The 25,673-nt window shown below is 71.9% G+C and carries 20 protein-coding genes; 3 read left to right on the top strand and 17 right to left on the bottom strand.

Annotated features, from left to right (window positions below):
• Window positions 1-186 precede the first annotated feature (186 nt).
• From IF17_RS0131580 to IF17_RS0131565, 4 genes are all read right to left on the bottom strand, one after another.
• The gene (locus IF17_RS0131580; protein WP_030573407.1) at window positions 187-1,290 is read right to left on the bottom strand and encodes a branched-chain amino acid aminotransferase; all 1,104 of its coding nucleotides are present in this window, start codon (window positions 1,288-1,290) and stop codon (window positions 187-189) included.
• Window positions 1,291-1,547: 257 nt separating this feature from the next.
• Window positions 1,548-2,591: a 3-isopropylmalate dehydrogenase gene (locus tag IF17_RS0131575; RefSeq protein ID WP_030573404.1), complete on the bottom strand. Its 1,044-nt coding sequence runs from the start codon at window positions 2,589-2,591 to the stop codon at window positions 1,548-1,550.
• Window positions 2,592-2,707: 116 nt separating this feature from the next.
• Window positions 2,708-2,836, bottom strand: a complete 129-nt coding sequence (locus IF17_RS1000000140165; RefSeq protein WP_018509719.1) for a hypothetical protein — start codon at window positions 2,834-2,836, stop codon at window positions 2,708-2,710.
• Window positions 2,837-3,067: 231 nt separating this feature from the next.
• On the bottom strand, window positions 3,068-3,985 hold the full coding sequence (locus IF17_RS0131565; RefSeq protein ID WP_030573402.1) for a LysR family transcriptional regulator: 918 nt from the start codon (window positions 3,983-3,985) through the stop codon (window positions 3,068-3,070).
• A gap of 146 nt (window positions 3,986-4,131) precedes the next feature.
• Between IF17_RS0131565 and IF17_RS0131560 the strand changes: the two genes are divergently transcribed.
• Window positions 4,132-5,145: an NADP-dependent oxidoreductase gene (locus tag IF17_RS0131560; RefSeq protein ID WP_030573399.1), complete on the top strand. Its 1,014-nt coding sequence runs from the start codon at window positions 4,132-4,134 to the stop codon at window positions 5,143-5,145.
• A 69-nt stretch (window positions 5,146-5,214) separates the two neighbouring features.
• Here the strand turns inward: IF17_RS0131560 and IF17_RS0131555 are convergent, their stop codons facing one another.
• Window positions 5,215-5,766, bottom strand: coding sequence for a GNAT family N-acetyltransferase (locus IF17_RS0131555; RefSeq protein WP_030573396.1), 552 nt, complete (start codon window positions 5,764-5,766; stop codon window positions 5,215-5,217).
• Window positions 5,767-5,865: 99 nt separating this feature from the next.
• Window positions 5,866-6,942 carry a S1 family peptidase gene (locus IF17_RS0131550; RefSeq protein WP_030573394.1) on the bottom strand — a complete coding sequence of 359 codons (1,077 nt, stop codon included), beginning with the start codon at window positions 6,940-6,942 and terminating at the stop codon, window positions 5,866-5,868.
• Window positions 6,943-7,170: 228 nt separating this feature from the next.
• On the opposite strand from IF17_RS0131550, the gene IF17_RS0131545 reads away from it, so the two are divergent.
• Window positions 7,171-7,881: a nitroreductase family protein gene (locus IF17_RS0131545; protein WP_030573391.1), complete on the top strand. Its 711-nt coding sequence runs from the start codon at window positions 7,171-7,173 to the stop codon at window positions 7,879-7,881.
• A 146-nt stretch (window positions 7,882-8,027) separates the two neighbouring features.
• Here the strand turns inward: IF17_RS0131545 and pruA are convergent, their stop codons facing one another.
• Window positions 8,028-9,659 (bottom strand): L-glutamate gamma-semialdehyde dehydrogenase, encoded by a 1,632-nt coding sequence (pruA, locus tag IF17_RS0131540; protein ID WP_030573388.1) that lies wholly within the window; start codon window positions 9,657-9,659, stop codon window positions 8,028-8,030.
• 53 nt (window positions 9,660-9,712) lie between these two features.
• Complete coding sequence (locus IF17_RS0131535; RefSeq protein WP_030573385.1) at window positions 9,713-10,639, bottom strand: proline dehydrogenase family protein; 927 nt, start codon at window positions 10,637-10,639, stop codon at window positions 9,713-9,715.
• Window positions 10,640-10,851: 212 nt separating this feature from the next.
• Between IF17_RS0131535 and IF17_RS0131530 the strand changes: the two genes are divergently transcribed.
• Window positions 10,852-12,033, top strand: coding sequence for a PucR family transcriptional regulator (locus IF17_RS0131530; protein WP_030573382.1), 1,182 nt, complete (start codon window positions 10,852-10,854; stop codon window positions 12,031-12,033).
• 32 nt (window positions 12,034-12,065) lie between these two features.
• On the opposite strand, the gene IF17_RS0131525 is transcribed toward IF17_RS0131530, so the two are convergent.
• From IF17_RS0131525 to IF17_RS0131480, 9 genes are all read right to left on the bottom strand, one after another.
• On the bottom strand, window positions 12,066-12,848 hold the full coding sequence (locus IF17_RS0131525; RefSeq protein ID WP_030573379.1) for an isoprenyl transferase: 783 nt from the start codon (window positions 12,846-12,848) through the stop codon (window positions 12,066-12,068).
• 77 nt (window positions 12,849-12,925) lie between these two features.
• A complete protein-coding gene (locus IF17_RS0131520; protein WP_030573376.1) occupies window positions 12,926-13,471 on the bottom strand; it encodes a hypothetical protein in 546 nt (181 codons plus the stop codon).
• 37 nt (window positions 13,472-13,508) lie between these two features.
• Window positions 13,509-14,207 carry a serine/threonine-protein kinase gene (locus IF17_RS0131515; protein WP_030573374.1) on the bottom strand — a complete coding sequence of 233 codons (699 nt, stop codon included), beginning with the start codon at window positions 14,205-14,207 and terminating at the stop codon, window positions 13,509-13,511.
• A gap of 81 nt (window positions 14,208-14,288) precedes the next feature.
• Complete coding sequence (locus IF17_RS0131510) at window positions 14,289-16,727, bottom strand: Tox-REase-5 domain-containing protein (protein ID WP_030573371.1); 2,439 nt, start codon at window positions 16,725-16,727, stop codon at window positions 14,289-14,291.
• A gap of 195 nt (window positions 16,728-16,922) precedes the next feature.
• A complete protein-coding gene (serA, locus tag IF17_RS0131505; RefSeq protein WP_030573368.1) occupies window positions 16,923-18,515 on the bottom strand; it encodes a phosphoglycerate dehydrogenase in 1,593 nt (530 codons plus the stop codon).
• Window positions 18,516-18,778: 263 nt separating this feature from the next.
• A complete protein-coding gene (gene ilvC / locus IF17_RS0131495) occupies window positions 18,779-19,780 on the bottom strand; it encodes a ketol-acid reductoisomerase (protein WP_030573364.1) in 1,002 nt (333 codons plus the stop codon).
• Between the two features lie 109 nt (window positions 19,781-19,889).
• Entirely contained in the window at window positions 19,890-20,417 is a 528-nt protein-coding gene (gene ilvN, locus IF17_RS0131490) for an acetolactate synthase small subunit (protein ID WP_006127785.1), read from the bottom strand.
• 23 nt (window positions 20,418-20,440) lie between these two features.
• Complete coding sequence (locus IF17_RS0131485) at window positions 20,441-22,297, bottom strand: acetolactate synthase large subunit (RefSeq protein ID WP_030573361.1); 1,857 nt, start codon at window positions 22,295-22,297, stop codon at window positions 20,441-20,443.
• A gap of 232 nt (window positions 22,298-22,529) precedes the next feature.
• Window positions 22,530-25,349, bottom strand: a complete 2,820-nt coding sequence (locus IF17_RS0131480) for a putative bifunctional diguanylate cyclase/phosphodiesterase (RefSeq protein WP_030573359.1) — start codon at window positions 25,347-25,349, stop codon at window positions 22,530-22,532.
• Window positions 25,350-25,673: the final 324 nt, after the last annotated feature.

The raw sequence follows: 25,673 nt of genomic DNA, 5'->3' as shown, positions 1-25,673 counted from the left end.
GGAGTGGCGGGCATGGGAGGCATGGGGGGCTCCTGATCGCGGGGGATTAGAGTGTCACTCTAACCATGCTGTGAAGCTGTACGGAAGTTTCTTGCGCTCCCGTTCGAGCGGCGCTCTATCTCTCGGGCAGGGAAAAGGCCGCACCTGCGAGGAGCCGGTGCGGCCTGATCCTGGGCGGAGGGGCGCCTAGCCGAGCGGGTGCATCCAGCCGTGGGTGTCCTCGGCGATGCCGCGCTGGATGTCCAACAGGCGGTCGCGGAGCTTCATGGTGACCTCACCGGGGGTGCCGTCGCCCTGGGTCCACTCGCCGTTCGCGGTCTTCACGATGCCGACCGGGGTGATGACGGCGGCGGTGCCGCAGGCGAAGACCTCGGTGAGGGTGCCCTTGGCGGTGTCGTCGCGCCACTGGTCGATGGAGACGCGGCCCTCCTCGGAGCCGTAACCGAGGTCGCGGGCGACCTTGAGGAGGGAGTCGCGGGTGACGCCGGCGAGGAGGGAGCCGGTGAGGGAGGGCGTGATGATCTTCTTGGAGCCGTCCTCCTGCTCGTACACGAAGTAGAGGTTCATCCCGCCGAGCTCCTCGACCCACTTGTGCTCGACGGCGTCGAGGTAGGCGACCTGGGCGCAGCCGTGGGCGGCGGCCTCGGCCTGGGCGAGGAGGGAGGCGGCGTAGTTGCCGCCGGTCTTGGCGTCGCCGACGCCGCCGGGGACGGCGCGGACGCGGTTCTCCGAGAGCCAGATGGAGACGGGCTTCACGCCGCCGGGGAAGTAGGCGCCGGCGGGCGAGGCGATGACCAGGAAGAGGTACTCGTTGGCCGGCTTCACGCCGAGGCCGACCTCGGTGGCGATCATGAACGGGCGCAGGTAGAGGGACTCCTCGCCGCCGTGGGCCGGGACCCATGCCTTGTCCTGCTGGACCAGCGCGTCGCACGCCTCGATGAACGTCTCGACCGGCAGCTCCGGCATCGCCAGGCGGGCGGCCGAGCGCTGGAAGCGGCGGGCGTTGGCGTCGGGGCGGAACGAGGCGACCGAGCCGTCGGGCTGGCGGTAGGCCTTCAGCCCCTCGAAGATCTCCTGCGCGTAGTGCAGAGTCATGTTGGCCGGGTCCAGCGACAGCGGGCCGTACGGGACCAGCTCGGCGTCGTGCCAGCCGCGGCCCTCGGTCCAGCGGATCGTCACCATGTGATCGGTGAAGTGCCGGCCGAATCCGGGGTTGGCCAGGATCGCCTCGCGCTCCGCGTCGGACAGCGGGTTCGAGGAGGGCTTGAGCTCGATCGTGGGCGTCGTCATGAGTGCGTGTCCTTCACCGGTCTTGTGTGTGATGGACCGCGCCCACGCCCGTCCTCCTCCCGACGCTTTCCGGTCAGGTCCTAGGACGTCCGAGCTTCACCACGAGCCACGGCCCCGCGTTCGATTATCGCTTGCGGGGGGCCAGGCACGAAATGGTGGGAATGCGGTCCAGGGGTCGATGGTGGCACCCGGGGGCCGCACAGGTGAAGCCGCCGGGCGCTGATGCGACCCGGCGGCTTCGAAGTGGAGTCGTCGGGTCAGCTCGCTACGCGTACCGCGAGCGCGTCACCGATCTCGTCGGTCGTACGCGTGGCAGCGCCGTCGCGCTCCGCGAGGTCGGCGGAGACGGCGTCCTCGATGCGCACGGCCTCGGCCTCGTAACCGAGGTGGCGCAGCAGGAGGGCGACGGAGAGGACCGTGGCGGTCGGGTCGGCCTTGCCCTGCCCCGCGATGTCGGGGGCGGAGCCGTGGACCGGCTCGAACATCGACGGGAAAGCGCCCGTCGGGTTGATGTTGCCGGAGGCGGCCAGGCCGATACCGCCGGTGACGGCGGCGGCGAGGTCGGTGAGGATGTCGCCGAACAGGTTGTCGGTGACGATGACGTCGAAGCGCTCCGGCTGGGTGACGAAGAAGATCGTCGCGGCGTCGACGTGCAGGTAGTCGGTGGAGACCTGCGGGTACTCGGCGGCGACCTTGTCGAAGGTGTTCTTCCACAGGTGGCCGGCGTAGACGAGGACGTTGTTCTTGTGGACCAGCGTCAGCTTCTTGCGGGGCCGCGCGGCTGCTCGCTCGAAGGCGTCCCGGACCACGCGCTCGACGCCGTACGCCGTGTTGACGCTGACCTCGGTGGCGACCTCGGCGGGGGTGCCGGTGCGCAGCGAGCCGCCGTTGCCGGTGTACGGGCCCTCGGTGCCCTCGCGGACGACGACGAAGTCGATGTCGGGGCGGCCGGCGAGGGGGGTCGCGGTGTTCGGGAAGAGCCTGGACGGGCGCAGGTTGATGAAGTGGTCGAAGGCGAAACGCAGCTTCAGCAGCAGCCCGCGCTCCAGGACGCCCGACGGCACGGACGGGTCGCCGATCGCGCCGAGGAGGATGGCGTCGTGGTTCTTGAGCGCCTCCAGCTCCGCGTCCGGGAGGGTGTCGCCGGTGCGGTGCCAGCGCTGGGCGCCAAGGTCGTACTCCTTGGTCTCCAGCTTCACATCCTGCGGGAGGACAGCGTTGAGGACTTTGAGGCCCTGGGCCACAACTTCCTGGCCGATTCCGTCACCGGGGATCACTGCGAGATCGATGCTGCGAGACATGCGGGAAGCCTAACGGTGCGTCCCACCCCATGACATCCGACGTCCACCATATGGACGGAAGGTAAGCGTGTTCGGGTGCTCGGGGTGGGGGCGAAGGGTCTGCGGGCCTCTGCGGCTCAGTGGCCGGTCGCGCCGCCGTTGTCCCGGCGGTCGAGGGCGCGCTGCAGGGCGGCGGCGGCGTTCTTGCGCTCGGCCTCGGCCTGGCCGGAGGAGTGGCGGACGCGGCGGGTGGTGGTGTTGGCCATGATGGATCGACTCCTTGAGATCGCATGGATGCCGGGGGCAGGCCGCACAGCGTGGTGCGGCGCCGAGGCCGGGCCGGGATCGGATTTCGAGGTGCCGGAAGGAGCGGGGAGCGTACGCCGCAGGGGGTGACCTGCTTCGGGGCGTGCGCCCTCAACCGCCACAGACGCTCGATCGAGCGATTCGTTCGGCTCCTACAAAGCTAGGACAGTCGGGCCGCTCTGTCTCTACAGTTAGTCGGACTTCCTACTATCTGAGACGGCCGCTCCCCCGCGCTCCGCCCTCAGCTCCCGGATCAGCGCCCGTACGGCGAGGGATCGTGCCTGCTCAGGGGTGGTGAGGTAGCCGATCGAGCGGGTCGGGCGGTCCGCTCCGAGAGCAGTGATCTCGATTCCGTCGGGTGCTCCGTACAGGGACAGACCGGGCATGATCGCCATGCCGAGACCACGGGACACCATCGAGAGCACCGCTCCGTCGTCCTCGGCCTCCACCGTCGCCCGGGGGATCCAGGCCTGGGCCGCCCACCAGTCGCGGGTGTACGAGGTGCAGTTCTCGGCCCAGTCGACCAGCGGCAGCGTCCGGGGCGCGAGGTGCCCGGCCGGGTGCACCAGGGCGTACTCCTCCTCCAGCAGTACGCCGCCGACCAGGCCGGGCTGCACGGCCGAGGTGGTCCCGAGCGTGGCGACCGCCAGATCGGCCCGCCCGTCCAGCACCTCACCGGCCGTCCCCCGCCCCACCTCACGCACCATCCGCACCACGGGCTCGATGCCGGGGTGGCGGGCCCTGAGGCGTTCCAGGGCCGGTGGCAGCAGATGCAGGGCCGCACCGCGGAACGCGGCGATCCGCAGCGGCCCGCCGACCGTGTCCGCGCCGCCGGGTCCGGTGGCGGTTCCCCGCGCCTCGGCGCCCATCACGTCGAGCAGCCGCAGGATGCGGCGGGCGTGCGCGGCGGCCACCTCACCGGCCGGGGTCGGCGTGGCGCCCCGGCGGCCGCGCTCGAAGAGGACGGCGCCGATCCGGCGCTCGCTGGAGCGGACGGAGTGGGAGACGGCGGACTGGGTCATGCCGAGCTCCCGGGCGGCGGCGGAGAACCCGCGTACGTCGGCGACGGCGACGATCACGCGGAGCTCGTGCGGGCCGAGATCGGTCATCGCGAGGCCCGCCCCACGCCCGCGACCGGGCGGGGCGCCGAAGACCGACGCGGCGCCGAAGACCCATGAAAGCTGCTCATGGAAACGATTCTTCCATCGACGGGACCCCCTGTCCGGCCATCGCGTTCCCTTCTACCGTCGGCGGCATGACGACACAGCGCACCGCCCGCACCCTCCACCTCGCCGCCCGCCCGCACGGCTTCCCGACGCCGGATCTCTTCACCGTCCACGAGGCACCCGTACCGGAGCCCGCTCCCGGCACGGCCGTGGTGGAGAACCTCTACCTCTCCGTGGACCCGTACCACCGCGAGGCGATGGACGACGGCGGCTGGGCGCTGGGCGTCCCGCTGGAGGGCCGGGCCCTCGGCCGGGTGACAGCCTCCCGCGCCCCCGGGTTCGCGGAGGGCGACCTCGTCCTGCACCGTGAGGGGTGGCGGACCCATGCCGTGGTGGAGCCCGGCGAGGGCAGGGTGCGCAAGGTACCCGCGTACGACGGGGTCCCGCTCACCGCGTACCTGTCGATCCTCGGCGGCACCGGGCTCACCGCCTATGTGGCGCTCACCCGCACGCTGGAGTTCCGGGCCGGCCAGGACCTCTTCGTCTCGGCGGCGGCGGGCGGGGTCGGTACGGCGGTGGGGCGCATCGCCCGGCTGCTCGGCGCCGGGCGGGTCGTCGGCAGCGCGGGATCGCCCGCGAAGGTGGCCTGGCTGACCGGGGAGCTGGGCTTCGACGCGGCGTTCGACTACCACGACGGCCCGGTCGGAGAGCTGCTGGCGAAAACGGCGCCCGGCGGCATCGACGCCTACGTGGACAACGTCGGCGGGGACCATCTGGAGGGCGCGATCTCGGTGCTCCGCGAGCACGGGCGGATCGCGTGGGTCGGCGCCATCTCCCAGTACCACTCGGCGCACGAGCCGCCGGCCGCCCCGCGCAACCTGTTCGACATCGTGGAGAAGAGCCTGCGCCTGGAAGGGGTGATGGTGCGCAACTACGGGGACGTGCAGCAGGAGTTGGAGGACTTCCTGGTGCCGCATCTGCAGAGCGGGGCGGTCGTGCCTGACGTCACGGTGGTGGACGGATTCGAGCGGACGGTGGAGGGGTTCCTCGGGATGCTGCGGGGCGGGAACACCGGGAAGATGCTGATCCGGGTCGCCGACTGAGGACGCTCGGAAGGGAATTGACCGCCCGTTCCGCGGCACGTCGCCGTCCCGCGGCAAGTCGCCGTCGCGCTACAGCAGGTCGCCGTCGCGCCAGTCGAAGACCAGCGGGTGGCCGGCGACGGGCAGTACGTGCCCGGCGGCCGGGCGGACGTACGTGGAGCCCTCCTCCTCCGGCAGCGCCACCGTCCCGTGCGGTCCGAGGGCGGCGAGGCCCCCCGGCCACACCTGCCAGCCGCGGGCCGCATAGAGCGCGGCGCCCGCGTCGGAGGCGGACAGCGCGCCGAACTCGTACGCCCCGTCGACGACCCGCTCCAGCGCGCCCATCACCCGGTGGCCGAGCCCCTGGCGGCGGCGGCCGGGGCGGACGGCGACGGCTTCGACGTATCCGGCGCGCAGCGAGCGGCCGTCGTGGAGCACCCGGCGCTGGACGATCGAGCCGTGGGCGACGAGGAGTCCGCCGGTGTCGCGCACCAGGGCGTGGACGCCGCCGAGGGAGTGCTCCCAGTCGTCGTCGCTGAAGTCGCCCTCGAAGGCGGTGTCCAGCAGGGTGCGGATCTCGTCCCGTACAGCCGCGGTCAGCTCATAGGTGTGGGCGGCGTGCACCGCGGGGAGCTCGGTCATGATCCCAGTTTCCCAGGCACCCGCTCCCACCAGGCACGCAGGGGCGATACGGGGTACGGAGCCGGTCGAGGCGGCTCCGTACCCCGCATCTCACCCGGCTCAGTACACCGAGACGCCGTACGCCTGGAGCGCCTCCACCACCGGCTGGTGGATGGCCGAGCCCGCTGTGCCGGAGCAGCCGGAGCTGCCGGAGTGGATGCCGAGGGCGACGGAACCGGCGAAGTGGGCGCCGCCGCTGTCGCCTCCGGCGGAGCAGGCGGTGGTGCGGACCATGCCGTAGACCGGCCCGTCACCGTAGTTGACGGTGACGTTGACGGCGGTGACGGTGCCGGAGGTCACCTTGGTGGTGGAGCCGCTCTTGCGGATCGCCTGGCCGACGACGGCGTTGGCGGCGGAGGCGATGTCCTGGGTGGAGCCGTTGTAGAGGTCGACCGTTCCGGCGGGCGAGGAGCCGTCGGTGTAGCGGACGATGCCGTAGTCGTTGGTCGGGAAGCTGGTGCCCTCCCGGACGCCGATGACCGAACCGCCGGAGGTGGCGGACCAGTTGGCGGAGATGTTGGTGCAGTGTCCGGCGGTCACGAAGTAACGGGCTCCGCCCTTGGTGACGTTGAAGGCGGCCGAGCAGCGGCTGCCGCCGCCGTAGATGGCCCCGCCGCCCAGCACCTCGCGGTGGAAGACACCGGGTACGCGGCTGATGCTCACGGCTCCGCCGAGCCGCTCGGCAACGGCTTCGAGGCGGGCCATGTCCCGTGCGGAGACGGAGGAGTCGGCCTCGACGGCGACCTGGTTGGTACGCGGGTCGATGCCCCAGGAGGTGCCGGTGATCTTCGCCTCGGCCTCCAGGGTCGCGATGGCGGAGTCGAGTTGAGCGGCGCTGCGGGTCACCCGGCGCACGGTGGCCCCGGTGGCGCGGGCCTGCTCCTCGGCCCGGTCGGTGGTGACGGTGACGACCAGCTCGCCGGTCTTCCGGTCGAGGTAGGTTCCGGCGGTGTCGGCGCCCAGCGTGCGTTCGACGGCGGCGTCGAGTGCGTACGCGGACGCGGAGGGGATCGCCGAGGGGGTGGCAGCGGCGGCGGCGTGCACCTCGGCGGCGGTGGCGGGGGTGGCGCCGAGGCCGAGGGCACCGGCGACGAGCAGGAGGGAAAGGCTCAGGCGGGCGCGGGAGTTGCGTCTCATGGGGGGAGCTCCTTCTCGGGTGACGTGTGGGGACGTACCGAGTAGGAATTTGACATGTTCATTACCTGCACCACAAGACCGCGTCACTTGGAGGAGTGCCCCGAGGAGCGCCCCGAGGCGTACGCCGGCAAACAACCGGTCCCGGTCAGCGGACACTGACCGGGACCGGCCCCCGCCCTGGCCGGTCCCCCGCTTCCCCCGGCCGCCCCCGCCGCGCACACTGCGCCCATGTCCGACACGACACCCGCACCCCGGCAGTGGTCGCCCACCCACGGCGCCCCGTACCGCCCCGCCCCCTACTGCCCCGAGCGGACCGCCCCCGAGGAGTCGCTGGCCCGCGCCGCCCGGCTGCGGGAGCGCATGGACGAGCGCAGGACCGTCCGCGCCTTCTCCCCCGACCCGGTCCCCGAGCAGGTGCTGCGCGACGCCATCGCCTGCGCGGCCACCGCCCCCTCCGGCGCCCACCAGCAGCCGTGGACCTTCGTCCTGGTCAAGGACCCCGAGGTACGCCGCCGGATCCGGGAGGCCGCCGAGCACGAGGAGAAGCTGAGCTACGACGGGCGGCTCGGCGAGGAGTGGCTCGCGGCCCTGCGCCCGCTGGGCACCGACGCGGTCAAGGCCCATATGACGGACGCGCCCGCCCTGATCGTGGTGTTCCAGCAGCGCTACTGGCTCGGCGAGGACGGCACCAAGCGCAAGCACTACTACGTGGACGAGTCGGTGGGCATCGCGGTGGGGATGCTGCTCAGCGCCCTGCACCTGTCCGGGCTCGCCGCGCTGATCCACACCCCGAGCCCGATGCGCTTCCTCGGCGAGGTGCTGGGCCGGCCGGAGAACGAGAAGGCGTTCGCCGTGATCCCCGTGGGCCATCCCGCCGACGACTGCGAGGTCCCCGACCTCGTACGCAAGTCGCTGGACCAGGTGCTGGTGGAGATCTGAGGAGCCCGCCGACGGCCTCGTACGGGACGGCACATGGAAACCGCCCCCCGGCCGGTTGGGGGACCGGTCGGGGGACGGTGCTCAGGGGGCCTTCGTCAAGGCCCTGGAGCCCGGGGCGTCGTGCTGCGGCGCCCCGGGGAAGGGCGTCAGCCCTGGTGGGGGTAGGTGTACTCGGTCGGCGCGACCAGGGTCTCCTTGATGGCCCGGGTGAGGGTCCAGCGCTGGAGGTTCTGCGGGGCGCCCGCCTTGTCGTTGGTGCCGGAGGCGCGGCCGCCGCCGAAGGGCTGCTGGCCGACCACGGCGCCGGTCGACTTGTCGTTGATGTAGAAGTTGCCCGCCGCGTAGCGGAGCTTGTCCATCGTGTACCGGGCGGCCGCGCGGTCGCCCGCGATGACCGAGCCGGTCAGCGCGTAGTCCGAGACCGACTCCATCTGCTCCAGCATGGCGTCGTAGTTCTCGTCCTCGTAGACGTGGACCGCGAGGATCGGGCCGAAGTACTCGGTCGTGAAGACCTCGTTCTCGGGGTCGGAGCACTCGATGACGGTCGGGCGGACGAAGTAGCCCACCGAGTCGTCGTAGGTGCCGCCCGCGACGATCGTGCACGCCGGGTCGGACTTGGCGCGGTCGATCGCGGCCTTGTTCTTGGCGAACGAGCGGTCGTCGATGACGGCGCCGATGAAGTTCGTCAGGTCCGTGACGTCACCCATCTTGATGGCGTCGACCTCGGCCGCGAACTCCTCCTTGAAACCGGAGTTCCAGATGGAGGCGGGGACGTACGCACGCGAGGACGCGGAGCACTTCTGGCCCTGGTACTCGAAGGAGCCGCGGGTCAGCGCGGTCTTCAGCACGGCGCGGTCGGCGCTCGGGTGCGCGACGACGAAGTCCTTTCCGCCGGTCTCGCCGACGAGCCGCGGGTAGGTGCGGTAGTTGGCGATGTTGTTGCCGACCGTCTTCCACAGGTGCTGGAAGGTGGGGGTCGAACCGGTGAAGTGGATACCGGCCAGGTCGCGGTGGTTCAGCGCCACCTCGGAGACGGCCTTGCCGTCACCGGTGACCAGGTTGATGACGCCCTTGGGCAGCCCGGCCTCCTCCAGGAGCTGCATCAGCAGCACGGCGGCGTGGGTCTGGGTCGGGGACGGCTTCCACACCACGACGTTGCCCATGAGGGCGGGGGCGGTGGGGAGGTTGCCCGCGATGGCCGTGAAGTTGAACGGCGTGATCGCGTAGACGAAGCCCTCCAGCGGGCGGTGGTCCATGCGGTTCCACACGCCCGGGGAGTTGGCCGGGGGCTGCTCGGCGAGGATCTGGCGCGCGTAGTGCACGTTGAAGCGCCAGAAGTCGACGAGCTCGCAGGGGGTGTCGATCTCGGCCTGCTGGGCGGTCTTGGACTGGCCGAGCATGGTGGAGGCGGCCAGCGTCTCGCGCCAGGGGCCCGACAGCAGCTCGGCGGCGCGCAGGATGATCGCGGCGCGGTCGTCGAAGGCCATGGCGCGCCAGGCCGGAGCGGCGGCGAGGGCCGCGTCGATGGCGTCCTGGGCGTCCTGCTCGGTGGCCCCGGCGAAGGTGCCGATGACGGCCTGGTGGTTGTGCGGCTGTACGACGTCGACCCGCTCGCCGCCGCCCATCCGCTTCTCGCCGCCGATGGTCATCGGCAGGTCGATCGGGTTGTGGCTAAGCTCCTTGAGCTTCACCTCCAGGCGGGCGCGCTCCGGGGAGCCCGGGGCGTAGGAGTGGACCGGCTCGTTGACCGGCGCGGGGACCTGGGTGACGGCGTCCATGAGTGCCTTGTCTCCTTGGTGTCGGCGGGGGTGTGGGTCAGCCCGGGGGCTGCTCAGCCCTTGGTGAGGATCGAGCGGCCGAAGAACAGCAGGTTGGCCGGCTTCTCCGCGAGGCGGCGCATGAAGTATCCGTACCAGTCGGTGCCGTACGCCGTGTAGACGCGCATCCGGTGGCCCTCGGCCGCGAGCCGGATGTGCTCGTCGCTGCGGATGCCGTACAGCATCTGGAACTCGTACTCATCCAGTTTGCGCCCGGTCTGCCGGCCGAGCTCCTGGGCGATGGCGATGAGACGGGGGTCGTGCGACCCGATCATCGGGTAGCCCTCGCCCTCCATCAGGATCCGGGTGATGCGGACGTACGCCTTGTCGATCTCGGCCTTGTCCTGGTACGCGACGGAGGCGGGCTCCTTGTAGGCGCCCTTCACGATGCGGACGCGGCTGCCGGCGGCGGCCAGGCGGCGGGCGTCGTCCTCGGTGCGGAAGAGGTAGGACTGGATGACGCAGCCGGTCTGCGGGAAGTCCTTCCGCAGCTCCTCGTGGATGGCGAACATCGAGTCGAGGGTGGTGTGGTCCTCGGCGTCCAGGGTGACGGTGGTGCCGATGGCGGCCGCCGCCTCGACGACGGGGCGCACATTGGCGAGGGCGAGCTCGTGGCCGCCCTCCAGCGCCTGGCCGAACATCGACAGCTTGACGGACATCTCGGCGCGCGGGCCGAGGTCCAGGGCCTTCAGGCGCTCGATGAGCTCCAGGTAGGCGTCACGGGCGGCCTCGGCCTGCGCGGGGGTGGTGATGTCCTCGCCGACGACGTCGAGCGTGACCTCCAGGCCCTTGTCCGCGGCGTCCTCGACGATCGGCACGACCTGGTCGACGGTCTCCCCGGCGATGAAGCGGTCGACGACCTGCTTGGTGCCGGGCGCGGCCGAGATGAACCGGCGCATCTTGTCGCTGCGGGATGCGGCGAGAATCACGGGACCCAGCACGGGGCACCTCCACGAATGTACGGACGAGGGGCCGTAACGGTACGAACATGAACGTAGGTGAACGGGCATGAACAGACCGGTACGGCACGGATAACCACTGTGAAATCTAGGCACCGCTCCCGCCCTGTGCCATCGACACCTGTCACGCATCCGTGGCCGCCATCTCAGACATCTGTATGAAGGGAGGCGGGGAGGGGTGCGAGAATGGCGGAGTGACAGGCGATTACCAGGAACTGGTCGACGAGATCTCCGCCCTCCTCGGCGCCCCCGCCACCCTGGAGAACCGTGATTTCGGCCTGGTCGCCTTCGGGGCCCACGACAGCGACGACGACACGGCGATGGACCCGGTCCGCACCCGCTCGATCCTGACCCGGCGCTCCACCCCCGCCGTCCGCGCCTGGTTCGAGGGGTTCGGCATCACCCGGGCGACCGGCCCGGTCCGCATCCCCGCCGCGCCCGAGGCCGGGGTCTTCCGGGACAGGATCTGCCTTCCGGTACGCCATCGGGGTGTCGTCCTCGGTTACGTCTGGCTCCTCGACACCGACCCCGGCCCGACCGACGAGCGGCTGGCCGCCGCCATGGAGGTCACCGCCCGGATCGGGGCGCTGCTCGCGGACGAGGCCCGGGCGGGCGCGGACCTCTCCCGGGAGTTCGGCGCCGTGCTGACGGCCGGGCCCGGTCGGCAGCACGACACGGCGGTCGCGGCGCTGCGGGAGGCGCTGGGGCAGGACGCGGAGGGGCTGCACGCGGTGGTGTGCGTGACCCCGTGGGGCGCGGAGGACACGCCGTCGGTACGAGGAGTGGCGTCGGCGGCGGCGCTGGCGACGATCACCGGGGCGGCGGCCGGCGGGCCGGCGGGCTCCGGGCCGCGCGGCACCGGGGCCGTGTCGCTGGCCGCGCTGATCCGGCTGCGCTCGGCGGACCGGCTGGACCCGGCGACGGGCGCCGCGGAGCGCCTGCGTACGGGGGCGGGCCCGGGGGCCACGGGAGGGATCGCGGCACCGCGCCGGGGCCTGGACGCGCTGCCGGCCTCGTGGCGCGAGGCCACGGCGGCGGCCCGCGCGGCCCGCGCCGAGACCCGTCTCGGCCCGGTCGCCCGCTGGTCGGCGATCGGCCCGTACCGCCTGCTCACCGCCCTCCCGGGCACCGGCACGGACCCGGCCGACCCGGCGGTCGCCGCCCTGCTGACCCCGCTGCACAAGGAGCTGGCGCACACGGCGGAGGTGTTCCTGGACTGCGCGGGCCAGGCGAGCCGGACGGCGGCCGAGCTGGGCGTCCACCGCCAGACGCTCTACTACCGCCTCTCCCGCATCGAGCAGATCACCGGCCTCGACCTGGGCGACGGCGAGGACCGGCTGCTGCTGCACATGGCGGTGAAGCGGGCGCGGCTGTAGGGGCGCTCCGGCCTCGAAGTGCCGCGCGCCCGTCACTTGCCGAAGCGGCGTTCCCGGTTCGCGTACGAGCGCAGGGCGCGCAGGAAGTCCACGTGCCGGAAGGCCGGCCAGTAGCAGTCCACCCAGTGCATCTCGGCATAGGCGGACTGCCAGAGCAGGAAGCCGGACAGCCGCTGCTCGCCGGAGGTGCGGATGATGAAGTCGGTGTGGTCGGCCACGGGTGAGTAGAGGTGGCGGGAGATGTCGTCGATCTCGAACCGTGCGACCAGGTCGGCGGGGTCACCGCCCGCCGCCATGTGCTCCTCGAAGGCCCGCTTCACGGCGTCGACGATCTCGCGCCGGCCGCCGTAGCCGACCGCCACGTCCACCTTGAGCCCGCCGCGCCCGGTCGTCGCCGCGGTGGCCTCCTTGAGCACCTGGGCGCTGGCGCCGGGCAGCAGGTCGAGCGAGCCGATCACCTGGACCTCCCAGTCCCGGCCCTCGGCGGTGATGTCCCGGACGGTCTCCTCGATGACCTCGATCAGCGGGCCGAGCTCTTCGGCGGGGCGGCCCAGGTTGTCGTCGGAGAGCATGAAGAGGGTCACGTGCTCGATCCCGGCGGCCGTGCACCAGCCCAGGAACGTGGTCACCTTGGCGCCGCCCGCCCGGTAGCCCTCCCGGACGTCCGTGTGCCCGGCTTTCCGGGCCCACCGCCGGTTGCCGTCGACCATGATCCCGACGTGCTGGGGGCGCGGCAGACCCACCAGGGTGCTGGCCAGCCGGCGCTCGTACACCGCTTCGATGGGCCGCCGGAGGAACAGGGGGAGCAGCTTCATGGACCCTCTCCATCACATGCCGGGCGATGCCGCAGGACCCTACCAGCGGCCCCGGCCACGTCCGGCGGGGCGGTGGTTCACCACCCCGCGTCGTCCGGTTCGGTGAGCGGCCCTTCGCTGACCAGGGCGGCCAGCACCAGCGGCGCGTCGCCGTCGCTGTGGCCGACCGTCACGGCGAACCAGCGGTCGCCCAAGCCGCCCGGGCCGGCCGCACCGACCGGCCCCCAGACGGTCAGGTCCCCGTACAGGTGCTCCGCGAACAGCGCCTGGAACAGGGGTTCCACGGGCGGGCCGCCGCGCTGCCACTGTCGCAGCGGCACGTGCAGGCGGACCGTGGCGTGCGGGCCCCAGCGGTGGTCCAACTCCTGGGCAAGGGCGGCCAGATGGGCTTCAGCCGCCTCCTCCGCGTCGTTCCACTCGGGGGCGTACACGCCGGTCAGCGGGTCGCCCTCCCAGAGCGGCACGATGCGGAAGCCCGCGCCGTCGGTGGCGGTCCATTCGCCCGTCGCCGGGTCGCCCTGCGCGGTGGTGGGGCCGGTGGGCGGTACGGGGGTGGCGAGGAGCTGCTCGGCCTCTGCCACCGCCCGGGGCAGCGCGAAGGGCTCCCCCGCCCTGGCCGTCACAGCGCGGCCCGGGCGGCCGAAAAGACGATTCCGCGGGTCACAGCACCGCCCGGTCCATCGGGCGGGGCAGCGGCGCCAGGGCCCCCGCCTCGCGCAGGCGCTCGTACGCGCGCACCACCGCCGCGCTGTCGCCGGGGGCCGCGATGCTCAACAGCTCGCCGCCGCCGGGGAGTTCCTGGCGGACCGCCGCCAGATCCTCCGGTACGAGGGCGGCACGGGCCGGGGAGAGGTAGCCGGTCCGGCCCACGACCGGGTCGCCGACCGCGTACCCGGCCTCGTCCTCCAGCGCGTCCAGTACGTCGTCGTCGCTCACATCGCCGAAGTCCGGCTCCCAGACCCGGGCGAGGAGCGCGAGGATGTCCTCCTCGGGGACGGGGGCGTCGTCCGGGGCGTGGAGGATCACCGCGAGCGACTGGAGCAGGAACTCCGGCCGGCCGCCCGCCAGTCCGCTGACCTCCGCCTCCCAGCCGGGCGCGCCCGTGCCGACCAGCCGCAGCCCGGTGCCGGTCAGATCCGACCAGTCGGCCGCGCTCTGGGCGGTGCGCACCGCGTCGAGCAGGGCTTTCCCGTCGGCCGTGATGGCCGTCGCGGGTCCGTCGGCGTGGACCTGGCTCCAGGCGTCCGCCGCCTGCGGGACCAGGACAGCGAGCCCGTCCAGGGTCTGCCGCCACCGGTCGGCCAGAGCGTCGGCGGACTCGGGCCTCGGACCCCAGAAGCCCCGCACTACACGTCGCATGCTGATCTCTCTCCTCCGTCGCCGGACCGCTCCGGGGTCCCCCCGCGTGCTCCGGGTCCCCCACGCGTGCAGGCTACTCGGCTACTCGTCGAAGGCTCCGGGCTTCCTGGTGCTGTCGCCCGGTTTCACCGGGGTGGGGACCACCTTGATCGGCAGCCCCTCGTCCCGGAACGCCTTCCTCGCCGCCTTCGCGACCTCCGGGTCCGAGAAGTGCCACTCCACCGGCTTGCCGCCGGCCGCCTCCACCTGGGCGCGCGCCTCCGCCACGAACTTGTCCTTGCCGGACGGGGTGAGCGTGCCCGGGTCGGTCTTGGAGAGGTAGCTGCCGTAGCCGTTCTTGGCCTCCAGGTACGTCTGCCGGGAGGAGTCCCAGCCGTCGTACTCCACCGCCGGCTTGCCCTCGCGCGGGTGCGGTACGACGTACTCCTGGCCCCGGTTCGTCCCCGTGATCTGCTCCTGGTAGCGGAGCCAGGACTCGTTCTTCCAGTTGGGCGCGGGGTTGCGGTCCCGGCTCGCCCAGTAGCCGTCGCCCGCGTCCGCGTCTCCGAGCGTGCGGCTCTTGAGGTCGTCCGCCCAGGACGGCGGGTTGTAGTTGCGCGGGTCGGAGGTGTCGTTGCGCTGCGGCTCCGGGTGCTGCTTCTTCTCCAGCTCCGCCTTCCGCGCCCGCTCCGGCTCCTCCAGCCGCTTCTGCTCCAGGTGTGCGGCGCGCTCTGCCGCCCGTGCCTCCGCCGCCGCCTTCTTGGCCGCCTCGTCGCACCCGCCGTTGGCCAGGACCACCCGGCCCGGCGAGCCGCCCGCCAGCACCCCCGTACCGTCGCCGGGGACACCGCCGGCCGCCCCGCCCCCGTACCGCACCAGGAGCGGTGGCCCCGAGGCGATGGCGCAGCCGGTCCGGCGCGCCGCGTCCTCGGCGCTGTCCGCCGCCTCGTCCGCCTCCTTGGCCGCCTTGCGTACGCCGTCGAGGTCGCCCGCCTCCGCCGCCTTGCGGGCCCGCCGCGCGGCCGCGCCCGCGTCGCCCGCCGCGTCCGCGACCTCGGAGGCCACCTTGCCGATCTTGCCGAGCTTTCCGGCCTTGCCGACCACCTTGGCCACGTTGTAGCCGGGGATGAAGAGCGATCCGACGTTCCAGATCACATCGGTGACAGCCCGGGTCTTCTCCCCGTTGTTCCAGCGCTCGCGGACCTCGTCGCCGACGAAGACGTCGTCCCCGACCGTGACCACGGTGTTGACGGAGGCCTTGCCCCAGTCCCAGATCGCGCCCAGGTAGTCGCCGTCGCTCCACTTGTCGCCCGCGCCCTGGGAGTCCTTCATCCACTGGTCGCCGAGCTGACGGCCGTAGTCGGCCAGGCCGGCCCACGTCTCGGGCTTGAACAGGTCGATGATCCCGGAGATGTCGCCCCAGATGCCGTCGACCACGAGGCCCTTGAAGACCTGCGTCGTACGGTCCCAGGCGCAGCCGAAGAACCCCCAGCCGCCGCAGTCCTCCTGCTCCTCGGCCTGCTCGCCGCCGCCGTTCTCGCCGTTGCCGTCGCCTTCGGCGGAGGCGGGGATGTCGTAGGCGGCCTCGGGCTCCTCGTGGTCCTCGGGGAAGGTGTCCTCGCCGGTACCGGGGCGCCCGTCGTCGTCGGGGCCGCCGGTGCCGCCGCCTGTGGTGGAGCCGGTGGTGGAGCCGGTAGTGCCGGATGACCCCGTGGAGCCCGTGGAGCCCGTGGAGCCCGTGGAGCCGGAGGTCTCGCCGCCGGCGGCGCCTGTGCCGCCCGTCGCGTCGCCGCCCGTGGCACCCGTACCGCCCGTGACGGTGGAACCCGCGTCCGTACCACCGGATGTACCACCCGACGTACCGCCCGACGTGTCCCCCGCCTCCACCTCGCCGCTGCCGCCCGAGACCGGGCACGAGCTGCCCGTCAGCGAGCAGATCGCCGACTGGAGCCCCTCCGTGATCCGGCCGCCCAGGCCCCCCACCGTCAGCGCCGCGATCAGCGCGACCACGATCAGGACCAGGCCCAGGTACTCCAGCGCGGACTGCCCACGGTCCCGCTTCCAGGTGATCATGTACGGGAGCGAGAACTTCGGCGGCTCCCCGCGCTCCCGGGGCGGCAGCAGGAACCACGCCCGGCTCTGCGCCCGGCTCAGCAGCACCAGGATCACGACGGGCAGCACCAGTTGCGTGAACCCGTCCGGGGACCCGTCCGCCAGGTTGCCGAGGCCCCCGACGATCAGCCACACCTGGACGGCGACGATCCCCCACCTCACCCGCCTGCCGCCCGTCCGCAGGTGCCAGGCCAGCAGCGCGCAGAGCACCCCGGGGGCGGAGGCGTACAGCAGGATGCCGAGCACCTGCGCGCCCATGGCGTCGGCGGCGATCGCGGAGCCGGAGAGGCCGATCGCGCCGAGGGCCGTCGCGCCGAGCAGGACGAGGAGCAGCACCCGTACGACGACGAGCGGGCCCGGGAGGTCACGGTGCGGGGCGGCGGCCGGAGCCGGGCCTCCCGCTACGGGTATGCCACCGACAGCAGACATACGTGATCCGACCCCCGATGCCCATGAGTGACATGACAACCGGTCACCCTAGGGTCGGGGCGCCTCACCCGTCGTGGGCCCCAGGACCCAACCCGGGGCCCATAGGGGCGGATTGGTCCCCCGAACGCAAACGGCTGCCGGGCGACCCCGGTGAAGGGGCGCCCGGCAGCCGGGTGCGTCGGTCGGTCAGCTGCGTCAGTCGGTAAGGTTCACCGAGCGGGCCGAGGAGGCGCCGATCTCGTCGGCGATCTCGGTGAGCACCGTCTGCGGGACGGTCTCGTCGACGGTGAGGACGACCAGGGCCTCGCCGCCCTCCGCCGCCCGCGAGACCTGCATGCCCGCGATGTTCAGCCCGGCCTCGCCGAGGATCTTGCCGACCGCGCCGACCACACCGGGACGGTCCTGGTAGCGCAGGACGACCATGTGGTCGGCGAGCGCCAGGTCCACGTCGTGCTCGCCGATGGCCACGATCTTCTGGAGGTGCTTCGGGCCCGCCAGCGTGCCGGAGACCGCGACCTCCTCGCCGCTGGAGAGCGTGCCGCGCACGGTGACCACGTTGCGGTGGTCGGGCGACTCGGAGCTGGTGGTGAGGCGGACCTCGACCCCGCGCTCCTGGGCGAAGAGCGGGGCGTTGACGTACGACACGGTCTCGTCGACGACGTCCTCGAAGACGCCCTTGAGCGCCGAGAGCTCCAGCACCTTGACGTCGTGCTGGGTGATCTCGCCGTACACCTCGACGTCGAGCCGGGCCGCGACCTCGCCCGCGAGCGCGGTGAAGATCCGGCCGAGCTTCTCGGCGAGCGGCAGGCCGGGGCGTACGTCCTCGGCGATGACGCCGCCCTGGACGTTGACCGCGTCCGGGACCAGCTCACCGGCGAGGGCGAGGCGCACCGACTTGGCGACCGCGATGCCCGCCTTCTCCTGGGCCTCGTCGGTGGAGGCGCCGAGGTGCGGGGTGCAGACGACCTGGTCGAACTGGAAGAGCGGGGAGTCCGTGCAGGGCTCCTTCGCGTACACGTCCAGGCCGGCGCCGGCGACGCGGCCCTCCTTGAGGGCGGAGTACAGCGCCTCCTCGTCGACGATGCCGCCGCGCGCGGCGTTGACGATGCGGACCGAGGGCTTCACCTTGTGCAGCGCCTCGTCCCCGATGAGACCGAGGGTCTCGGGGGTCTTGGGCAGGTGCACGGTGATGAAGTCGGCGACCTCCAGGAGCTCGTCCAGGCTGAGGAGCTTGACGCCCATCTGCGCGGCGCGGGCCGGCTGGACGTAGGGGTCGTACGCGACGATCTTCATGCCGAACGCCGACATGCGCTGCGCGACCAGGACACCGATGCGGCCGAGGCCGACGACGCCGAGGACCTTCTCGCTGAGCTCGACCCCGGTGTACTTCGAGCGCTTCCACTCGCCGTTCTTGAGGGCGGTGTTGGCCTGCGGGATGTTGCGCGCGGTGGCGACCAGCAGACCGCAGGCCAGCTCGGCGGCGGTCACGATGTTGGAGGTCGGGGCGTTGACGACCATCACGCCGGCCTTGGTGGCCGAGGAGACGTCGACGTTGTCCAGACCGACGCCGGCCCGGGCGACGACCCGGAGCTTCTTCGCGGCGGCGATGGCCTCGGCGTCGACCTTCGTGGCGGAACGCACCAGGATGGCGTCGACGTCGGCGATCGCGGGGAGCAATTCGGCGCGGTCGGCGCCGTTGCAGTGCCGGATCTCGAAATCCGGACCCAGAGCGTCGACCGTGGCGGGCGACAGCTCTTCAGCGATGAGTACGACAGGTTTCGAGCTCACGTGAGTCCTCACAAGTCCAGTGCGGACGGCCGTCCCGACGGCCGCAGGCGGTGGAGGGGCTAGCCGCGTGGTAGACGCACGACACTGTGGGCCCTGACGCGTGTATGTGTTGAGAAGTGTAGTGGTGCGGAGGGCTCTCCACTGCGCCCCGGTGGAAGGATCACCCGCACGAGGGTGGACGTGGTGTACACCCGTACGGAACGCACCGTTCCGGTGATGCGGAGCGGGGCGGGCCCGTCGGACCCGCCCCGCTCCCCCGAGGCCTAGGCCTCTTCGTCGTTCACCCAGCTCATGAGCTTGCGCAGCTCACGGCCGGTGGTCTCCAGCAGGTGGTCGCTGTCGGCCTTCTTGTACTCGTTGTACTTGGGCAGACCGTTGTGGTACTCGGCCATCCAGGCGTTGGCGAAGGTGCCGTCCTGGATCTCGGTCAGGACCTTCTTCATCTCGGCCTTGGTGGCGTCGGTGATGATCCGCGGGCCGGTGACGTAGTCGCCCCACTCGGCGGTCTCCGAGATGGACCAGCGCATCTTCTCCAGGCCGCCCTCGTACATGAGGTCGACGATGAGCTTCAGCTCGTGCAGGCACTCGAAGTACGCGATCTCGGGCTGGTAGCCCGCCTCGGTCAGCGTCTCGAAACCGGCCTTCACCAGGGCGGCGGTGCCACCGCAGAGGACGGCCTGCTCACCGAAGAGGTCGGTCTCGGTCTCCTCGGTGAAGGTGGTCTTGATGACGCCGGCGCGCGTGCCGCCGATGCCCTTGGCGTACGACAGGGCCAGCTCCAGGCCCTTGCCCGAGGCGTCCTGCTCGACGGCCACGATGCAGGGAACGCCGCGGCCCTCCTCGTACTGGCGGCGGACCAGGTGGCCGGGGCCCTTCGGGGCGACCATGCAGACGTCGACGTTGGCCGGCGGCTTGATGAAGCCGAAGCGGATGTTCAGGCCGTGGCCGAAGAACAGCGCGTCGCCGTCCTTGAGGTTGTCCTTGACGGACTCCTCGTAGACCTGGGCCTGGATCGGGTCCGGGACGAGGATCATGATGACGTCGGCCTCGGCGGCGGCCTCGGACGGGGTCACCACGCGCAGGCCCTGCTCCTCGGCCTTGGCCTTGGACTTCGAGCCCTCGTGCAGACCGACGCGGACGTCGACGCCGGAGTCACGGAGCGACAGCGCGTGGGCGTGGCCCTGGCTGCCGTAACCGAGAACCGCGACCTTGCGGCCCTGGATGATGGACAGGTCGGCATCGTCGTCGTAGAACAGCTCGGCCACTGGGTCTTCTCCTTGGTGTGCAGGTGTTGCGTCCCACCGTACGGCGGGGGCGTCGTGTACGTGATCGGGTCTCGCCATGCGAGCGGCGCGGGCGCCGTCCTTCCGCCGGTCAGGCGGAGCGGTCGAGGGCGCGCAGGGAGCGGTCGGTGATGGACCGCGCGCCACGCCCTATGGCGATGGTGCCGGACTGGACGAGCTCCTTGATGCCGTACTGCTCCAGCATCTTGAGCATCGCCTCCAGCTTGTCGGCCCCTCCGGTCGCCTCGATCGTGACGGCCTCCGGGGAGACGTCGACGGTCTTGGCGCGGAACAGCTGGACGATCTCGACGATCTGGGAGCGGGTCTCGCTGTCGGCGCGGACCTTCACCAGGACGAGCTCCCGCTGGATCGCGGCGGAGGGCTCGAGTTCGACGATCTTCAGGACGTTGACCAGCTTGTTGAGCTGCTTGGTCACCTGCTCCAGGGGCAGGCCCTCGACATTCACGACGATGGTGATGCGGGAGATGTCGGGGTGCTCGGTGGTACCGACCGCGAGCGAGTCGATGTTGAAGCCGCGTCGGGAGAACAGGGCGGTGATCCGGGCGAGGACACCGGGCTTGTTCTCGACCAGGACGGAGAGCGTGTGCTTTTCGGACATGGGAGTCGTTCTCTCTCTGTCTCTCAGTCGTCTTCGTTGTCGCCGAAGTCGGGGCGGACGCCGCGTGCGGCCTGGACCTCGTCGTTGGAGGTGCCGGCGGCGACCATCGGCCAGACCATGGCGTCCTCGTGGACGATGAAGTCGATCACGACGGGGCGGTCGTTGATGGAGTTGGCCTCTTCGATGACCTTGTCCAGATCGGCCGGGTCCTCGCAGCGGATGGCGTAGCAGCCCATGGCCTCGGACAGCTTGACGAAGTCCGGGACGCGGGTGCCCTTGGCGGGCTGGCCGTCGATGTCCGCGCCGGAGTGCAGCACGGTGTTGGAGTACCGCTGGTTGTAGAAGAGGGTCTGCCACTGGCGGACCATCCCGAGCGCGCCGTTGTTGATGACGGCGACCTTGATCGGGATGTTGTTGAGCGCGCAGGTGGTCAGTTCCTGGTTGGTCATCTGGAAGCAGCCGTCGCCGTCGATCGCCCAGACGGTGCGGTCGGGTGCGCCGGCCTTGGCGCCCATCGCGGCCGGGACCGCGTACCCCATCGTCCCGGCGCCGCCGCTGTTGAGCCAGGTGGCGGGCTGCTCGTAGTCGATGAAGTGGGCGGCCCACATCTGGTGCTGGCCGACGCCCGCCGTGAAGATCGTGCCCTCGGGGGCGAGCTTGCCGATGCGCTGGATGACCTGCTGCGGGGAGAGGCTGCCGTCCTCGGGCAGGTCGTAGCCCAGGGGATAGGTGTCGCGCCACCGGTTGAGGTCCTTCCACCAGGCGCTGTAGTCGCCGGTGTTGCCCTCGGTGTGCTCGGCCTGGACGGCCTGGACCAGGTCGGCCAGGACCTCGCGGGCGTCGCCCACGATCGGGACGTCGGCCGTGCGGTTCTTGCCGATCTCGGCCGGGTCGATGTCGGCGTGGACGATCTTGGCGTACGGGGCGAAGCTGTCCAGCTTGCCGGTGACGCGGTCGTCGAAGCGGGCGCCGAGGGCGACGATCAGGTCGGCCTTCTGCAACGCGGTGACGGCGGTGACCGAACCGTGCATGCCCGGCATTCCCACGTGCAGCGGGTGGCTGTCGGGGAAGGCGCCGAGCGCCATCAGGGTGGTGGTGACGGGCGCTCCGGTCAGCTCCGCGAGGACCTTCAGCTCGGCGGTGGCCCCGGCCTTGAGGACACCGCCGCCGACGTAGAGCACGGGGCGCTTGGACTGGGTGATCAGCTTGGCGGCTTCGCGGATCTGCTTGGCGTGCGGCTTGGTGACGGGCCGGTAGCCGGGCAGGTCCTGGGTGGGCGGCCAGCTGAAGGTGGTCTGTGCCTGGAGGGCGTCCTTGGCGATGTCGACGAGGACGGGGCCCGGGCGGCCGGTGGAGGCGATGTGGAAGGCCTCGGCGATGGTGTGCGCGATGTCCTCGGCCTTGGTGACCAGGAAGTTGTGCTTGGTGATCGGCATCGTGATGCCGCAGATGTCGGCTTCCTGGAAGGCGTCGGTGCCGATGGCCTTGGAGGCGACCTGGCCGGTGATCGCGACGAGCGGCACGGAGTCCATGTGCGCGTCGGCGATCGGGGTGACCAGGTTGGTGGCGCCGGGGCCCGAGGTGACCATGCAGACCCCGACCTTGCCGGTGGCCTGCGCGTAGCCGGTGGCCGCGTGGCCCGCGCCCTGCTCGTGGCGGACCAGGACGTGGCGGACCTTGGTGGAGTCCATCAGCGGGTCGTAGGCGGGGAGGATGCAGCCGCCGGGGAGGCCGAACACCGTCTCGGCGCCGACTTCCTCGAGAGAACGGATGAGGGACTGCGCGCCCGTGACGTGCTCAACGGTGACGGACGGCTGTCCGCCGTTACGGGCGCGCGGCTGCGGGTGGTGGGCCCCGGTGGCCTGCTCGGTCATCGGCATTCTCTTCTCGAAGCTGAGGGTTTTCGCGGGTGGTTTTTCGCGGGTGTTTTGCAGCGTTTTGAGAGGTGTCAGTGCAACAAAAAACCCCTCGTGCCGTGAGGCAAGCGAGGGGAGCGCGCCGGGTGCGGTCCGCAGAGTGTCGTGGAGTGACTCTGCTTCAGCCGACGCGCTTTCCAAGTACGAGAATTCGGGTGCGCATGGCATTGACCCTCTCTCCGGCACGCATGACGTGTCAAGTGGGTGGGACGGGCGTCTCAGCATGTGATCCGGTGAGCAGCGGGATCGAGCCTCCCGCCATCACCGTACGGGGGCCGGGGACGCCGGGCACGGGGAACTGGCCACGCACCAGGGCGCGGCGCAGCCGGTACTCGTCGAGCGGGCCGGAGAAGGCCATCCCCTGGCCGTGGGTGCAGCCCATGGCGCGGAGCGCGAGGACCTGCTCGGGGACGTCGACCCCGTCGGCGACGGACTGGAGGCCGAGGTCGCAGGCGATCCGCAGCAGCCCGCTGGTGATCTTGTGCAGTCTGGCCGATTCCACCACCCCCTCGACCAGGTTCCGGTCGAGCTTCAGCACGTCGATGGGGAGGCGGCGCAGCGCGTTGATCGCGGCGAAGCCGCTGCCGAAGCCGTCGAGGGCGATCCGGACGCCGAGGCGGCGCAGGGCCACCAGGCGCTGCTCCAGCTCGTCGAAGGAGACCCTGGGGTCGCTGTCGGCCACCTCGATCATCAGCGCCCCGGACGGCAGCCCGTGGCGGGTCAGCAGCGCCTCGATGGACCCGAAGGGCAGGGCCTTGTCGAGCAGCCGGGTGGCGGACAGGCGTACGGAGACGGCGACCGGGTGTCCGGCCCTGGCCCGGTCGGCGGCCTGCTTCACGGCCTCCTCCAGGAGCCAGCGGCCCAGCTCGGCGGTGCGGTCGTCGTCGCCGGTGACCCGGAGGAACTCGGCGGGGGTGAAGAGGATGCCCTGGGCGGAGCGCCAGCGGGCCTGGGCGGCGACGGCGGCGACGGAGCCGCTGGCGAGGTGGACGACCGGCTGGTGCAGCAGGGCGAACTCGCCTTCGCGCAGGGCCGTGCGCAGCCGGGTGGCCAGCTCGGAGCGGCGTACGACGTCGGCCTGCATCTGGGGGGCGTACAGCTCGACCCGGTCCTTGCCGCCGGCCTTGGCGCGGTACATCGCGAGGTCCGCGTTGCGCATGAGGTCGGTGGGGGTGATGCCGGGCTCGGCGAAGGCGACGCCGATGGAGGCGGCCACCCGGACCTCGCTGGGGCCGATCCGGTAGGGCTGGGAGAGGGTGAGGCGGAGGCGGTCGGCGATCTCGTGGACCTGGTACTCCCGGGCGCCCTGGTCGCGGGTGCCGTCGCCCGTGATGATCGCGGCGAACTCGTCGCCGCCGAGGCGGGCCGCGGTGTCGCCGGCCCGGACGGACTCCTGGAGGCGGCGGGCGGCCTGGATGAGCAGCTCGTCGCCCGCTTGGTGGCCGATGGTGTCGTTGACGGCCTTGAAGCCGTCCAGGTCGATGAAGAGCACGGCGGTGCCGGAGTCGCCGGCCCGGCGGCCGGTGAGCGCCTGGCGGACCCGGGAGGTGAACAGGGCCCGGTTGGGCAGGTCGGTGAGCGGGTCGTGCTCGGCGTTGTGCTGCAACTGGGCCTGGAGCCTGACCCGTTCGGTGACGTCCCGGCTGTTGAGCAGGAGCCCGCCCTGGTGCCGGTTGACGGTGGACTCGGCGTGCAGCCAGTCGCCGGTGCCGGAGCGGAAGCGGCACTCGATGCGGGTGGTGGGCTCCTCGTGGGGCGGGGCGGCGAGGAAGCGCCGCACCTCGTGGACGACCCGGCCGAGGTCGTCGGGGTGGATGATCGAGGAGAGCTCGGCGCCGACGAGATCCTCCGCGTCGCGCCCGTAGACCCCGGCGGCGGCGGGGCTCACGTACCGCAGGGTGCCGCTGGGGGCGGCGATCATGATGACGTCGCTGGAGCCCTGGACCAGGGAGCGGAAGTGGTTCTCCTTCTGGGCCAGCTCCTGGGTAAGGGAGATGTTGTCCAGCAGCATGATCCCCTGCCGGACGACCAGGGCGAGGACGACCGTGCAGCCGGTGAAGATGACCACCCGGTCCACCCGGCGGCCCTCGACCACGTTGTAGAGGATTCCGAGCGTGCAGACGGCGGCGGCGAGATACGGGGTCAGCGCGGCCAGCGACCCGGCGATCGGGCGGCTCATGGCGCGCGGCGGGCCCGGGCGGTCGGTGCCGGGCACCCGGCTCCGTACGCCCCAGGGCGCGTAGGCGAGGAGCAGCGAGCCGGCGAACCAGCCGGCGTCGAGCAACTGGCCCGAGTGGTAGGTGGAGCGCAGCAGCGGCGAGGTGAACACCGCGTCGCACAGGACGGTCAGCGCCAGGGCGGCGATCGCGGTGTTGACCGCGGAGCGGTTGGCTCCGGAGCGGCGGAAGTGCAGCGCGAGCACCATGGAGACGAGCACGATGTCCAGCAGCGGGTAGGCCAGCGAGAGTGCCGCCGGGCCCACGCTGGCGTCCTGGACGCCCGCCATGTGCGCGGCGTGCGCGAGGGCGAGGCTCCAGGCGAGGGTGAGCAGGGAGCCGCCGATCAGCCAGGCGTCCAGGGCCAGGCAGACCCAGCCGGCCCGGGTGACGGGGCGCTTGGCGAGCACGAGCAGTCCGACGATGGCGGGCGGCGCGAAGCAGAGGAAGAAGGCGTCGGCCACCGACGGGGTGGGCACGGGGACGCCGAGCACCACCTCGTACCACCCCCAGACGGCGTTGCCGCAGGCCGCCATGAGGGAGGAGAGCGAGAAGAGCAGCCAGGCCGGCCGCAGCCGGCCGGCGCTCACCCGGGCGTAGAGGAAGCAGGAGACGGCGGCGACCAGCGCCGCCGCGGCGAGGCCGAAGTCCCCCATGAAGCGGGCCAGTTCCGGCGAGCCCCAGCCGACGGCCGCTCCGACCGAGTATCCGGCGCAGACGGTGCCGAGCAGGATCCGGGCCCGCAGCCCCGAGGAGCCCGTGGCGGAGTGCGGCGAGAGCCAGGCTCCCAGGACGCTCACCGGAGGGCTCCCCGTCCCGGCCCCGGGCGCCGGCCCGGGGTGGAATCCGGCCACCTGCGGGCACCTCGTCCGGGCAGCGTCGATGGCCGCCGCAGCCCGCTCGGCCGCCTCGGATCGTCTCTCCATGGCCGGCACATCGCCCGTCGCCCCCTCGCGTTCCGATGCTCCCCCCGCGCCGCCCCTGCCCCGGCGCAGCCCTCCGGTCCGGACGATACACCAGGTTGGTCACTCAGTGCCATAGATTCTCTACGCTCCGTGACGAAACACGAGGTGGGCGGCACTGTGCGCATGCGGATCACGCCTCGGCGTGACCGGCCCGGGACC

Source organism: Streptomyces cyaneofuscatus (assembly GCF_000718135.1).
Classification (GTDB): domain Bacteria; phylum Actinomycetota; class Actinomycetes; order Streptomycetales; family Streptomycetaceae; genus Streptomyces; species Streptomyces cyaneofuscatus.
Note: the sequence above shows the minus strand (reverse complement) of the source record. Positions and strands in the feature narration are given on the sequence as shown.

What these genes read in the sequence shown, in the direction of transcription:
- IF17_RS0131580 (WP_030573407.1), bottom strand. Translation starts at nt 1,290, where the DNA reads ATGACGACGCCCACGATCGAGCTCAAGCCCTCCTCGAACCCGCTGTCC.
- IF17_RS0131575 (WP_030573404.1), bottom strand. Translation starts at nt 2,591, where the DNA reads ATGTCTCGCAGCATCGATCTCGCAGTGATCCCCGGTGACGGAATCGGC.
- IF17_RS1000000140165 (WP_018509719.1), bottom strand. Translation starts at nt 2,836, where the DNA reads ATGGCCAACACCACCACCCGCCGCGTCCGCCACTCCTCCGGCCAGGCC.
- IF17_RS0131565 (WP_030573402.1), bottom strand. Translation starts at nt 3,985, where the DNA reads ATGACCGATCTCGGCCCGCACGAGCTCCGCGTGATCGTCGCCGTCGCC.
- IF17_RS0131560 (WP_030573399.1), top strand. Translation starts at nt 4,132, where the DNA reads ATGACGACACAGCGCACCGCCCGCACCCTCCACCTCGCCGCCCGCCCG.
- IF17_RS0131555 (WP_030573396.1), bottom strand. Translation starts at nt 5,766, where the DNA reads ATGACCGAGCTCCCCGCGGTGCACGCCGCCCACACCTATGAGCTGACC.
- IF17_RS0131550 (WP_030573394.1), bottom strand. Translation starts at nt 6,942, where the DNA reads ATGAGACGCAACTCCCGCGCCCGCCTGAGCCTTTCCCTCCTGCTCGTC.
- IF17_RS0131545 (WP_030573391.1), top strand. Translation starts at nt 7,171, where the DNA reads ATGTCCGACACGACACCCGCACCCCGGCAGTGGTCGCCCACCCACGGC.
- pruA (WP_030573388.1), bottom strand. Translation starts at nt 9,659, where the DNA reads ATGGACGCCGTCACCCAGGTCCCCGCGCCGGTCAACGAGCCGGTCCAC.
- IF17_RS0131525 (WP_030573379.1), bottom strand. Translation starts at nt 12,848, where the DNA reads ATGAAGCTGCTCCCCCTGTTCCTCCGGCGGCCCATCGAAGCGGTGTAC.
- IF17_RS0131515 (WP_030573374.1), bottom strand. Translation starts at nt 14,207, where the DNA reads ATGCGACGTGTAGTGCGGGGCTTCTGGGGTCCGAGGCCCGAGTCCGCC.
- IF17_RS0131510 (WP_030573371.1), bottom strand. Translation starts at nt 16,727, where the DNA reads ATGTCTGCTGTCGGTGGCATACCCGTAGCGGGAGGCCCGGCTCCGGCC.
- ilvN (WP_006127785.1), bottom strand. Translation starts at nt 20,417, where the DNA reads ATGTCCGAAAAGCACACGCTCTCCGTCCTGGTCGAGAACAAGCCCGGT.
- IF17_RS0131485 (WP_030573361.1), bottom strand. Translation starts at nt 22,297, where the DNA reads ATGCCGATGACCGAGCAGGCCACCGGGGCCCACCACCCGCAGCCGCGC.